The organism is Brachybacterium sp. (assembly GCF_036379615.1).
Taxonomy (GTDB): Bacteria; Actinomycetota; Actinomycetes; order Actinomycetales; family Dermabacteraceae; genus Brachybacterium.
The window spans coordinates 50,464-62,971 of sequence record NZ_DASVGJ010000079.1; the positions used below are offsets into that span (position 1 = coordinate 50,464).

The window sequence follows — 12,508 nt, forward strand, 5'->3', positions numbered from 1 at the left end:
CCGTCCGTGCCCCCCAAGGACCAGGAGCAGCCATGAGCGATTCACGACGCTCTTCCCGCGGCTCGTCGGATCGATCGCGCCGATCGAGCAAGCCGACGAACGGTGGTGCCCGTCGCGCCGCCGGAGTGCGTCGCGCCTCAGCGCCCAGGTCCTCGACGCCCGACTCTTCGCCGTCCACGTCCTCCAGCGGCAAGCCTGCCGCCCCGAAGGGCACCAGCCGCACCGGCCGCAGCACGGCCGCGGGAGCCGCAGGCGCCGCCGGCTCCACGTCGGGCAAGCGCGCCTCGTCGGCCGCGAAGTCCTCCGCGAGGTCCACCGCAGGAGCGTCGAAGTCGCCCAGCAGCCGCACCTCGGTGAGGGCGCGTCACGCCGGGGTCGCCGCGAGCGCCGCCGTCGCGGGCCGCTCCACGAGGGGCGGCGCCACGAAGAAGGCCGCCGCGACGAACTTCCTGAACTATCCGCGCGCCGGGGCGAAGAACCCCTGGCGCTGGTTCCCGTCGCTGCGCCTGATCGTCGGGGCGATGGCGCTGATGGTGCTGGCCGGGCTCGGCTTCGCCGCCTGGCTGTACAACGACACCGAGGTGCCCGAGCCCTCGGACTTCGCCCTCGCCCAGACCAGCCGCGTCTACTACGCGGACGGCGAGACCGAGATGGGCCAGTTCAGCGAGATCAACCGCACCGAGCTGCCGGCCGATGAGATCCCGGACAACATCAAGCAGGCGGTCGTCGCCAGCGAGGACAACACGTTCTACGAGAACCGTGGCGTGTCCCCGCGCGGGATCGTGCGCGCCCTGGTCAACAACGTCATGGGCAACTCCCGCCAGGGAGCCTCCACCATCACCATGCAGTACGTGGAGCGCTACTACACGGGGACCGAGACCTCCTACGTGGGCAAGGCCAAGGAAGCGGTCATGGCCCTGAAGATCGACCAGGAGCTCAGCAAGGACGAGATCCTCTCCCGCTACCTCAACACCATCTACTTCGGCCGCGGTGCGTACGGCGTGCAGGAGGCCTCGCAGGCCTACTTCGGCAAGGACGCCGCCGATCTCACCGACGCCGAGGCCGCCCTGCTGGTGGCCGTGATCCCCAGCCCCTCCACCTACGATCCCGCGAACGACACCGAGAAGGCCACGAGCCTGTGGGACCGCGTGATCACCCGGCAGGTCGCCGAGGAGCAGATGACGCCGGCCGAGGCCGACGCCCTCGAGTTCCCCGAGACCGTCGAGCCGAACAGCGAGAACTCGCTCGGCGGAACCAAGGGCTACCTGGTGGCCCAGGTGCGCAACGAGCTGATCGCGGAGGGATTCACCGAGGAGGAGATCAACACCGGCGGCTTCACGATCGTCTCCACGATCGATCCGTCGATCCAGGAGAACAGCGTCCAGGCCGTCGAGAACCTCCCCGAGGACCGGCCGGACAACAACCGCGTGGGCACCGTGACCATCGATCCCTCGACCGGGGCGATCCGCGGCATGTACGGCGGCCCCGACTACGTCGAGCAGGCGCAGAACGACGCCACCCAGTCCCGGATGCAGGCGGGGTCGATCTTCAAGACCTTCACCCTCATCGCAGCGCTCGAGGACGGCTATCCGCTGGACTCCCGCTGGGACGGGAACTCCCCGAAGTCCTTCCCCGGCGGCTGGGAGGTCAACAACTTCAACAACACCGACTACGGCCGGGTGACCCTCGAGACGGCCACCACCAACTCGATCAACACCGCCTACGCGGAGGCGAACATCGAGGTGGGTCCGCAGCGCACGGTGGACACCGCGACGTCCCTGGGCCTGCCGGAGGAGACCCCCGGTCTGCACGCCGACGCCTCCAACGTGCTGGGCTCCGCCTCGCCGACGGTCTCCGAGATGGGCGAGGTCTACTCGACGATCGCCGCCGGGGGCGTGCACCGGGATGCCTACGTCGTCCAGTCGGTGACCCGGCCCGACGGCTCCTCCCGCTACGAGCACGAGGACGACGGGGAGCGGGTGATGGACGAGGAGGTCGCGATCAATGCGACCGTCGCACTCCAGGGCCCGCCGACGGAGGGCTCCGCCCGCAGCCTGCAGGGCGTCATGGGCGGCCGCCCGGTGGCCGGCAAGACCGGCACCTCCGAGAGGTTCCGCTCCGCCTGGTTCGTGGGCTTCACCCCGCAGCTGGTCACGGCCGTGGGCATGTTCCAGCCCGGCGAGGACGGCTCCGAGGAGTCCCTCACCCCGTTCGGCGGTGCGACGAGCATGACCGGCGGCGTCTACCCCACCGACATCTGGGGGGACATCATGTCGACCTCGCTCGAGGGGGAAGAGGTGCTCTACTTCGATGACCAGGTCGAGCTGGAGAACGAGAACCGGGAGCGCAGCTACGTGCCCCCGCCGCCTCCGCCGCCGACCACCGAGGCCCCCGAGCCGCCGGAGCCGACGGAGGAGCCGTCGGAGGAGCCGAGCGAGGAGCCGTCGGAGGAGCCCAGTGAGGAGCCGAGCGAAGAGCCGTCGGAGGAGCCCAGTGACGAGCCCTCGGAGGAGCCGAGCGAGGAGCCGTCGGAGGAGCCCAGTGACGAGCCGAGCGAGGAGTCGTCGGAGGAGCCGTCAGGCGACGACGAGAACACCCAGCCCACCGAGCCCGCGAGCGAGGAGGAGGCCAGCGCCCCCACGGGCCAGGACCAGGGCCAGAACCGCGAAGGCCGCCGAGGCGGCTCCGGACGGGGCTCCGGCGGACGGGACGACGGCGCGACCGACGTCCTCTAGCCGCCTCCCCTCGCCGGGATGGCACCATCGGGGCATGCGATGCGAACAGTGCGGCAGGAAGATCCGCGGCAGGGCGTACACGTCGATCACCGGACGGAAGCTCTGCGACCGCTGCGGGACGCGGCTGCAGGGCCGCACGGCCGGGGTGGTCGCCGGCGGCGGCATCCGTGGAGGGATCAGCACCGGAGGCTGGTACGCCCGGGTCCGGAAGGCGATGGGCCGCCCGCCGCGCAGCTGAGGCCCCCCGGCGGTGCGAGTCTCTCCCGGCGGTGCGGTGCGCCTGTGATGCGTCGCGCACCCGACCCCGCCCTCTGGCCCACTCCCCGGCGCACGGGTAGGCTGAGCCGGTCCGTGCCGTGCATCGCCGATGCCCGAGCGGATGGCATGAACCCTCCTGCCACGGAGAGACCGTGGCCGCAGAGACCACAGGAGGTGGGTACCAGACATGCGCAAGTACGAAATGGTCGTCATCCTCGACCCGTCCGTCGATGAGCGGACCGTCACCGGAACCTTCGAGAAGCTCGTCCAGGTCATCCCGACCGAGGGCGGCACCATCGACAACGTCGACGTCTGGGGCAAGCGCAAGTTCGCCTACGAGATCGACAAGAAGGCCGAGGGCATCTACATCGTCCTGACCTTCACCGCGAAGTCCTCCACCGCGCAGGAGCTGGATCGCCAGCTCGGGCTCAACGAGTCCGTCATGCGCACGAAGGTCATGCGCCTCGACGGCGAGTGACCAGCTGCCGCTGACCCCCGCACCACCCCACACCACCCCGGAGCAGAGGAGCACCCATGGCGAATGACACCGTCATCACGGTGATCGGCAACCTCACCGCGGACCCCGAGCTGCGCTTCACGCAGTCCGGCGTCGCGGTCGCGTCGTTCACCATCGCGTCGACCCCCCGCACCTTCGACCGTCAGTCGAACGAGTGGAAGGACGGCGAGGCGCTGTTCCTGCGCTGCTCCATCTGGCGCGATGCCGCGGAGAACGTGGCGGAGTCGCTGGAGAAGGGCACCCGCGTCGTCGCGCAGGGCCGCCTCAAGCAGCGCTCCTTCACCGACCGTGAAGGTCAGAACCGCACCAGCATCGAGCTGGACGTCGACGAGATCGGCCCCTCCCTCAAGTACGCCACCGCGAAGGCCAACAAGGTCCAGCGCGGCGGCGGCGGAGGTGGAGGCCGAGGCGGCTTCGGCGGCGGCCCCCAGGGCGCGCCGCAGGGCGGCGGCCAGGGCGGTTACGGCAACCAGGGCGGCCAGGGCGGCTACAACAACGCCCCCCAGGGCGCACCTGCAGCCGACCCGTGGGCCGGCGGCGGCAACCAGGGCGGGTACGACGACCCTCCCTTCTGATCGCCTCGGCGATCGACGCACCACACTGATCCATTCCATCCCGGGTGCATGCCCGGGCTCCCCTCAGAAAGAAGGAGCACCACGATGGCCAAGCCCTCACTTCGGCCCCCGAAGAAGAAGCAGAACCCGCTGAAGGCCGCGGGAGTCGAGACCGTCGACTACAAGGACGCCGCGCTGCTGCGCAAGTTCGTCTCCGACCGCGGAAAGATCCGCGCTCGTCGGGTCACCGGCGTCTCCGTCCAGGAGCAGCGCAAGATCGCGAAGGCCGTGAAGAACGCCCGCGAGATCGCCCTGCTGCCGTACGCGACCTCCGGTCGCTGAGCGAGGAAGGGAATCACATGACCACCAAGCTCATCCTCACCAACGAGGTCACGGGTCTCGGAGCCGCTGGCGATGTCGTCGACGTCAAGGACGGCTACGCCCGCAACTTCCTCATGCCCCGCGGTCTCGCGACTCCGTGGACCAAGGGCGGTCAGCGTCAGCTCGACCAGATCCGTGCGGCCCGCGGCAAGCGTGCGATCGCCAACATCGAGGACGCACAGGCGCTGAAGGCCTCGCTCGAGTCCAAGCCCGTCGTCATCTCCGAGCGCGCCGGCCAGAACGGCCGTCTCTTCGGTGCGGTCTCCTCCAAGGAGGTCGCCGAGGGCGTCAAGGCGATCTTCGACAAGGACATCGACCGTCGCACGGTCGAGTTCGTCTCGCCCATCCGCTCGCTCGGCGAGCACAAGGCGACCGTCCGCCTGCACGAGGACATCTTCGCGAACCTCGTCGTCCAGGTCGTCGCCGCGAAGGGCACCGCCAAGGTCTGAGTCCGCTCGGCCGGGGCCCCTTCGCCCGCCTCACAGACGTGCCCCGCACCGGTTCCGGTGCGGGGCACGTCTGTGTCCACCGCGGGGTTCACCTCGGTGGGCTATCGTCGGCAGGACATCGCACGGACCAGGGGAGCCTGGGGGTCAAGGACCAGGTCGACACCTGCGAGGGGATCCCCGGCGGGAACAACGGCCACGCGGGAGTGCGATGCGTCGGCACCCAGGACGTCGGAGGGATCCCGTTCGAGGTCCAGCTGTATCCCACCTTCACGGAGGGCTCGAGCCCGGCGGCGCTGACTCTGGTGCATCGCCCGAGCCCATGAGCCCGGCGGGAGGATAGGGTTCCCTCATGTTCGGACGCACAGCACTGCAGCAGAAGCAGATCGACCATCTCCGGCGGCAGGTGCACGAGCTGGAGGGCCTCGTCGGCACGCTCGCCGAACGTGCCGGCGTCGACGAGGCGGAGCTGCGCAGCCTGCGGAACGCGAACGGCGCCCAGATCTCGCAGCGGTGCCGCGCGCTGGTCGCCGAGGGACGGGTGATCGAGGCGATCAAGGAGTACCGGGCGCAGACCGGTGCCGGGCTCAAGGACGCCAAGGACGCGATCGACGCCTACCGGGCAGGGCGCTGACCGTCGGTGCCGACCTTCGTCGGCCGAGCCCCCGACGATCTCCACCGCTGTCTCCTCCCTCCGAGGGATGTGCTGGCAGGTGCGGGTGCGGCAGAGTCTGTGCATGACGACCTACCAGCCCACACGCCGCCCGCTGTCCCGCTCCGCCCGCCACAGCCCGCCGCGCAGCCGGGGTCCCTCCGCGCTGCTGATCGCGGTCGCGATCGTGCTGTTCTCCGTCGGCTTCGGTCTGACCCTGCTGCCCGGGGTCTCGAACGCCGGATTCCTGATCCTCGTGCCCGCGACGCTCCTGCTGCTCGCCGGCCTCGACGGATCGGTGCGTGAGAGCCTCCGCGAGGAGGGCTGAGCGCCCCGCTGCCCGATTCCTCTCGTATCCTCGTACGGGTGAACTCCCCGAACTCCTCCTCCCACCAGGGCCTGGCCCGCTCGCTCGGCCACGGTCAGATGGCGATGATCGCCATGGGTTCGGCCCTGGGCACCGGCCTCTTCCTCGGCTCCGGCGAGGCGATCGGCATCGCCGGGCCGGCCGTGATCATCTCCTTCGCGCTCGGCTCCCTGATCGCCGCGACCGTCGCCCTGGCGATGGGGGAGATGGCCTCACGCCACCCCGTCCGAGGCGGCTTCGGCACCCTCGCCGCGCACTATCTCTCCCCGTTCTGGGGGTACATCTCGCGCTGGCTCTACTGGATCGTCACCGTGTGCGTCACCGGTGCAGAGCTGGTCGCCTGCGCGGCCTACCTCGCCTATTGGGTGCCGGCCATCCCGATCTGGGCCGGGATCCTGCTCTTCGCCGCGGTCATCATCGCGATCAACCTCGCCAGCGTCGGCTCCTTCGGCGTGGTCGAGTTCTTCCTGTCCTCCATCAAGGTGATCGCCGTCTTCGTGTTCATCCTGGTGGGTGCGGTGCTCGTGGTCGTAGGCCTGCCGGACGCCCCCGCACCCGGGCTCGCCGAGCTCACGTCCGACGGAGGCTTCGCCCCGAACGGCTGGGCCGCGGTGTGGATCGCGCTGTCGGTGGTGATGTTCTCCTTCGGAGGCATCGAGCTGCTCTCGATCACCGCCGCCGAGGCGAAGGACCCTGCCCGCTCGATCAGGACGGCCGCCCGCACCACGATCGTGCGCCTGTCCTTCTTCTACGTCTCCTGCATCGGTCTCGTCCTCTGCCTGGTGCCGTGGAGGACGGCCGCCGGATCCGGCGAGGACGTCGCGACCTCGCCCTTCGTGATGGTCTTCGACCAGCTCGGGATCCCCGGCGCCGCCCACATCACGAATCTGCTCGTGCTCATCGCGGCGCTGTCCGCCGCGAACGCGAACCTCTACGCCGGCAGCCGCATGATCCACTCCCTCGCGGCCGACGGGCTCGCGCCGCGCTTCGCCTCCCGCACCACCGCCCGCAGCGTGCCGCTGGTGGGCATCGCGTTGAGCTCCGTGGGGCTGCTCGGGGCGGCGCTGCTCGCCTTCAGCGGCGTGGGCGGCGTGTTCGGCTACATGATGAGCCTGGTGGTGTTCGCGGTGATCCTGGTGTGGGCGCTGATCCTGTGCACCTTCATCGCGTTCCGCCGCCGCCGTATCGTCGGTGCCACCTTCCGCATGCCCGGCGGCATCGTCACCGCACTCGTGGGGCTCGCAGGCCTCGCGGCCGTGTTCGCGACCGTCGCGGTGCGGCCGAGCATGCAGATCGCAGCCCTGGTGGGGGTGCCTGCCGTGCTCGCGGCGACCGTGCTGTACTTCCTCGTCGCGCGGCGTCGCATGGACCCGGCCGACATCGAGGAAGCCTTCGCCGAGGCCGAGTCGATGCGCTGATCCGGGAGTCCTCCGCCCGCCGACGTGGCGTTCGTTACTGTGTGCTCGATGCGTTTGGGCTGAAGGTACGGCAGGGGTAACCTGGTGGAACCTTCGGTCTTGGTGCCTCGAGTCCCGGTGCCGGAGATACGCGCAAGTGGCGGAATTGGTAGACGCGCACGGTTCAGGTCCGTGTGCCGGAAACGGCGTGGGGGTTCAAGTCCCCCCTTGCGCACCGCAGGGATTCCCCGGCTCACCCAGGTGAGTCGGGGTTTTTCATGCCATGATGCCGACGTGCACGATTCCGACGCGGCCGATCAGCGGCTCCTGACGATCAGCACCTTCGCCCGCGCCGTCGGCATCCCGCCCAGCGCCCTGCGCCACTACAGCGCGAACGACCTGCTGGTCCCGGCCGACGTCGATCCCCGCTCCGGCTATCGCTATTACGCCCCCGAGCAGATCGCGCAGGGCGTGCTGGTGCAGAGGATGCGCGCCGCCGCCGTGCCGCTCCCCGCGATGCGCTCCGTCCTCGCCGCCGTCGGCCCGGAGCGGACCGCCGTGCTCGACGCGCTGCTCGCGGAGCACAGCAGCCGTTCCACCGAGCTCGAGACGGGACTGCGCTCCCTGCGGGACGAGCTCTCCGGCGCCCCGTCGGCCCGCGTGCCGCTCCCCGGGCCCGCCCTCGCCGACGCCCTGCGCCAGGTGCTCCCCGCCGCCACGACCGCCGCCGAGGATCTCGCCGTCGTGGTGTGGGTCCTGGGCCCCGACGGGCTCGCGCTGGTCGCCACGGACCGCTACTGGCTCGCCCACCGGCTCCTGCCCTCGCCCACCGACTCCGCGCCGACGCGCCTGGTCAGCACGGTGGATGCCGCGCGGAGCCTGGCCTCCCGGTGCGCGGCGGCGGGGACGCTCGAGGTGGAGATCGCCGACGATGCGGTCACCGTGCGCCGGTCGGACGGGAGCCTGCTGCTCGAGGTGCCGTCGGCCGGGACACCCGTCCCGGATCTCGACCGGCTGATCGCGAGCCAGCCGCCCGCCCGGGCGATGATCGGCGTGGATCGGTGCGCGCTGCTCGACCTCACCGCGAGCCGCCATCGATGGAGCGGCGGCGGCGAGGTGGGGCTCAGACTCCGCCTCGAGATCGACGGAGCGGTCGCGCGACTGCGACGGCTCGAGGAGCCTTCGTGCACGCTCACGGGCTGGGTGGCGCGGGAGACCGGGGACGCCCCGGCGGAGATCCTGCTCCAGGCGGCTCTGCTCGAGGCGGCCGTGGAGCGCTGCCCGGCGGAAGAGGTGGTGCTCGCCGTGGTCGACGAGACCACGCCCCTGCGGGTGCTGTCCCCGTCGCAGGACACGTTCACCTGCCTCGTGATGCCGATGCGGCCTTGACCTTCAGGTCGCTCGAACCCTGAGCGTGAGGGGGTGAACCTCTCCTCCACCCCTGCTCTGCACCTCTGGTGGCTCGCCGCCTCCCTCGCCGGGATCGCCGGCCCCATGCTCGGCTTCGCCCTCATCTGGTCCGCCACCGCGTACGGCGTGGGCACGGTGGCGCTGGTCAGCACCGTCGCGGCGGTCCCTCAGGTGCTGTTCGTGCTGCTCGGCGGCGCGATCGGCGACCGGCACGGCCCGCGGCGCACCCTGCTCGCCACCACCACCGCCCGGATCCTGCTCCTCGCGCTCCTCCTGGTGCCCGCGATGGGCGAGCCCGGAGCCGGCCTGCTCGTGCTCGCCTCGGGGATCGGAGCCGTGATCGACGCGGTCCATCAGCCCTCCGCGTCGGTCTATCCCCGGCTGCTCGTGCAGGATCCGGAGCAGCTCGCCCGCGCCATGGCGCGGATCTCGGGCAGTCTGCAGATCGCTCGCACCCTCGGGGTCGCGGCGGGCGGCGCGGCCGTGGCCCGCTGGTCCCTGGGCGCCGTCGTCGGGATCACCCTGATCCTCATGGTGATCGTCCTCGCCCTGCTGCTCGCGCTGCGACCCGTGCACGCCGCAGCGCCCACGGGGAGACGTCGGAGCATGCTGGGCACGATCGCAGAGGGATTCCGGGCCGCCGCGAGCTGCGGATCTGGCCGCTGCTCGCCGCCGTGGCGCTGATCAGCGGCGCCGTGCTCCCCACCGTCGGCGTGGTGCTGCCCCTGCTCGCCCGCGGGCGCGGCTGGACCTCGGCCCAGGCCGGGCTCCTGGACGCCGGGTGGGCCGCCGGGATGCTCGCGGTGACCCTGCTCGTCTCGATCCTCGGCGCACCCCGTCGGCGCACCCCGATGATCGCCGGACCGCTGCTGGCCTCCGCCGGCGTGCTGCTGCTGGCCCTGCCCGTGCCTGCCACCCTCGCGATCGCGGTCTGCGCCCTGATCGGGGCCGGCACGGCGCTGTTCACCACGCAGATCGCCTCGTTGCTGGTGCGGCTCGCCCCGGCCGAGCAGATGGCGCGCTTCCAGTCCCTGCTGGTCCTCGTGCAGCTGGTCCCGCCCGCGCTCCTCAACGCCCCCTTCGCCGCGCTCGCCGGGCCGGGGAGCGGGCTCGTGGCCCTCGTGCTCGCCGCGCTCATGGGCATGGGCGCCGCGGCGCTGATCCTCGTGACCTCTCCCCTCCCCGTGGCGCGCCGGGCATGATGTGGGGATGAGCCACGATGCGGACACGAGCAGCGACGCCCACGCCACGGACTTCACCCTCGCCGGTCACGCGGGCGCGCTCGTCGGCCGCTCCTGGCCTCACCCCGCTCCCACCTGGATCGCCGTGCTCGCGCACGGCTACGGCGAGCACGTGGGCCGCTACGAATGGGTGGCATCCCAGCTGAATGCCGCCGGCGCCGCCGTCTTCGCCGCGGACCACGCGGGCCACGGCCGCAGCGATGGCCCTCGGGTGCTCATCAGGGACTACGAGCAGGTGGTCGCGGATCTTCATCTCGTGGTCGAGCACGCCCGCGCGCAGCACCCGGGACTGCCGGTGGTGCTGATCGGGCATTCGATGGGCGGACTGATCGCCGCCCGGTACACGCAGCTCCACGTCGATGCGCTCGCGGCGACGGTGCTCTCGGGCCCGGTGCTCGGCTCCTGGGCGACCGTGGATGATCTGCTGGCGCTCGAGGACATCCCGCCCACCCCCATCGACCCCGGCACGCTCTCCCGGGATCCCGCCGTGGGCGAGGTCTACGCCGCGGATCCGCTGGTGTGGCACGGAGACTTCCTCCGCCCCACCCTCGAGGCGCTGCAGCTCGCGATGCGCACGATCACCGCGGCCGGTGACGTGGGCGAGCACCCGATGCTGTACCTGCACGGGGAGGGCGACCGTCTGGTCCCGCTCCCGGCCAGCTGGGAGGGTCTGCTCTCGCTGCGAGGGCCCCGGACCTTCATCAGGACCTATCCGGGCGCCCAGCACGAGATCTTCCACGAGACGAACCGCGACGAGGTGATCAACGACGTGATCGGCTTCGTGGACGGGGTGCTGAGCCTGCCGCGAAGCTGAGCCTGCCGGTCAGATGAACTCGAGCGGATCGAACTCGTCGATCTCGATGATCCGCACCCGCGGCAGGCGGCTGGTGAAGGCGGCGACGTCGTACTCGAGGTCGTGGAACTCGATCCCCGGGATGTCCTGGAGGTCGGAGGCCATGAACTCGCGGAAGCCGATGATGGCGGTGCGGCGCTCGACCGATGCCGCCAGCTCCTCCATCTGGGGAGCGAAGTCCTTGTCGTGGCTGACCAGCATGACGTCCGCCGGCCGTGACGCGAGCGCTTCGGCGGTGCGCTGGATCGCGATGTCCACGATCTTGCCCTCGCCGCGCAGCGGGATCGGCTTGTACCCCATCGCGATCAGCGCCTGGACGAAGCCCGAGGGCAGGCTGTCCTCGACGGCCAGGAAGAACAGACCCTTCACGGGCTGATGCCACGACATCTCGGCGTGGTGGAGGAGCTTGTTCCAGCGAGGCCGCTCCTCGGGCTGCGGCCGCCGGCCGAGAACCGAGACGCCGAGAGTGGCGTCGATGTTCTCGCCGTCCACCAGGAGGTACGTGGTGCGTTCCGTCATGGGTCGACCTTACGCGCTTCCGGCGTGGGGCGAGGCCCGGCGGAGCGGGAGGGGGATGGCGCCGGGCCGACGCGGGGCCGGGGCGAGATATCCCCAGGATTATGCACAGTATGGAAGGCAAGAATGTCGTTTCCTCCACAGAGGCTAGTTATGCACATTCTCTTCGTGGGGATTGACGGGGTGTCCTGGGTTCTGCTGGAGGTCGCTCGAGAGTTCCGTACGGCGTGGGGAGGGGTAAGCTCGCTGGTCGCAGGAGGGAATGGATGCCGGGGAAGTCCCGGCGACCCACTCCCTGTCCGTGCCTCAAGGCGACCGTTCCTCCACAGTCCGTGGTTATCCACAGATTCGTCCCCATTTCTCGATGACCCTTTGCTCAGGGGTGTCTGAGAATTAGAATGGGGTTATCGCGCAGGTGGTTCGCGGGAGTGTTCCGAGTGCTGGTAGGGGGTGGTGGTGATGGGTGAGTTCGAGGACGGGTCCGAGGTGTTCGAGAGCGATGGTGCGGCCGACGGGTCTGGGTCTGGTTCGTCCGCCCGTTCTGAGTCCGCGCCGTCCTCGCCGCCCTCGCCGCCCTCGCCGACCGGTCCCTCGTCCGGGTCCGCTCCCACCTCTGCCGCTGGTGCTGGAGCTGCCTCTGGTCTCGCGGGTCGTCTCGACGATGCCCTGTCCGAGGTTGCGCCGTCGGTGGCCCTGCCGGAGTGGCGGGTCCGGGCCCGTCAGGAGCTCACGCGCGAGCGGGTCGTTGAAGAGGTCGAGCCCGACACCATCGAAGCCGCCAGGGTCGAATCTCTGCACGGACTGATGAGACAGCGCGCTCGTCTCTACGCCCAGCACCTGCGGCAGTTGGCGGTGTTCTTCCGGGAGGATCCGGAGGTGGAGGGCCTGTTGGAGGATGCGGATCTGACGGCGTTGAAGATCGCGACCGGGCTGCGCTGCTCCTACCTCCAGGCCACCTCGCAGGTCCATGACGCGTACCGCGCGGTGGAGTGGATGCCGCTGACGTTCGAGTACCTCCGCCGCGGGGACCTGCCCGAGGCCTGGCATCGCTCCCTGGTGCGCCGGGTGCGGCGCCTGAGCGAGGAGCAGGTCCGGCAGGTCGATGCCCGGATCGCCGAGGTGGAGCTGCCGTCCATCTCTCCGGCGACGTTCGACAAGCAGGTCTCGGTCGCGGTCGCACT

The 12,508-nt window shown here is 70.6% G+C and carries 12 protein-coding genes, 1 tRNA gene and 2 pseudogenes; 14 read left to right on the forward strand and 1 reads right to left on the reverse strand.

Features of this window, described 5'->3' with window-relative positions; all coding sequences use genetic code 11:
* The first annotated feature begins 32 nt into the window (after nt 1–32).
* The 13 genes and pseudogenes from VF289_RS19220 to VF289_RS19280 all read left to right on the forward strand — a co-directional run bounded on the left by VF289_RS19220 (nt 33) and on the right by VF289_RS19280 (nt 10,772).
* A complete protein-coding gene (locus VF289_RS19220; protein ID WP_330886065.1) occupies nt 33–2,735 on the forward strand; it encodes a transglycosylase domain-containing protein in 2,703 nt (900 codons plus the stop codon).
* Nucleotides 2,736–2,769: 34 nt separating this feature from the next.
* Nucleotides 2,770–2,973, forward strand: a complete 204-nt coding sequence (locus tag VF289_RS19225; protein WP_330886067.1) for a hypothetical protein — start codon at nt 2,770–2,772, stop codon at nt 2,971–2,973.
* 207 nt (nt 2,974–3,180) lie between these two features.
* Nucleotides 3,181–3,471: a 30S ribosomal protein S6 gene (gene rpsF, locus VF289_RS19230; protein WP_330886069.1), complete on the forward strand. Its 291-nt coding sequence runs from the start codon at nt 3,181–3,183 to the stop codon at nt 3,469–3,471.
* A gap of 56 nt (nt 3,472–3,527) precedes the next feature.
* Nucleotides 3,528–4,085 (forward strand): single-stranded DNA-binding protein, encoded by a 558-nt coding sequence (locus tag VF289_RS19235; RefSeq protein WP_330886071.1) that lies wholly within the window; start codon nt 3,528–3,530, stop codon nt 4,083–4,085.
* Between the two features lie 84 nt (nt 4,086–4,169).
* Nucleotides 4,170–4,406, forward strand: a complete 237-nt coding sequence (gene rpsR, locus VF289_RS19240; RefSeq protein ID WP_330886073.1) for a 30S ribosomal protein S18 — start codon at nt 4,170–4,172, stop codon at nt 4,404–4,406.
* A gap of 17 nt (nt 4,407–4,423) precedes the next feature.
* Nucleotides 4,424–4,894, forward strand: a complete 471-nt coding sequence (gene rplI / locus VF289_RS19245) for a 50S ribosomal protein L9 (RefSeq protein WP_330886075.1) — start codon at nt 4,424–4,426, stop codon at nt 4,892–4,894.
* Between the two features lie 349 nt (nt 4,895–5,243).
* A complete protein-coding gene (locus VF289_RS19250) occupies nt 5,244–5,525 on the forward strand; it encodes a hypothetical protein (protein WP_330886077.1) in 282 nt (93 codons plus the stop codon).
* Nucleotides 5,526–5,628: 103 nt separating this feature from the next.
* A complete protein-coding gene (locus VF289_RS19255) occupies nt 5,629–5,871 on the forward strand; it encodes a hypothetical protein (protein WP_330886079.1) in 243 nt (80 codons plus the stop codon).
* A gap of 38 nt (nt 5,872–5,909) precedes the next feature.
* Entirely contained in the window at nt 5,910–7,328 is a 1,419-nt protein-coding gene (locus tag VF289_RS19260) for an amino acid permease (RefSeq protein ID WP_330886081.1), read from the forward strand.
* 130 nt (nt 7,329–7,458) lie between these two features.
* A tRNA-Leu gene (locus tag VF289_RS19265) sits at nt 7,459–7,542 on the forward strand.
* A gap of 59 nt (nt 7,543–7,601) precedes the next feature.
* The gene (locus VF289_RS19270) at nt 7,602–8,696 is read left to right on the forward strand and encodes a MerR family DNA-binding transcriptional regulator (RefSeq protein ID WP_330886083.1); all 1,095 of its coding nucleotides are present in this window, start codon (nt 7,602–7,604) and stop codon (nt 8,694–8,696) included.
* A gap of 105 nt (nt 8,697–8,801) precedes the next feature.
* Nucleotides 8,802–9,919, forward strand: a pseudogene (locus VF289_RS19275) (MFS transporter).
* Between the two features lie 7 nt (nt 9,920–9,926).
* On the forward strand, nt 9,927–10,772 hold the full coding sequence (locus tag VF289_RS19280) for an alpha/beta fold hydrolase (protein ID WP_330886085.1): 846 nt from the start codon (nt 9,927–9,929) through the stop codon (nt 10,770–10,772).
* Nucleotides 10,773–10,781: 9 nt separating this feature from the next.
* On the opposite strand, the gene VF289_RS19285 is transcribed toward VF289_RS19280, so the two are convergent.
* Complete coding sequence (locus VF289_RS19285) at nt 10,782–11,330, reverse strand: NYN domain-containing protein (RefSeq protein ID WP_330886087.1); 549 nt, start codon at nt 11,328–11,330, stop codon at nt 10,782–10,784.
* 684 nt (nt 11,331–12,014) lie between these two features.
* Here VF289_RS19285 and VF289_RS19290 point away from each other — a divergent pair.
* A pseudogene (locus VF289_RS19290) lies at nt 12,015–12,508 on the forward strand (HNH endonuclease); the annotation flags it as partial.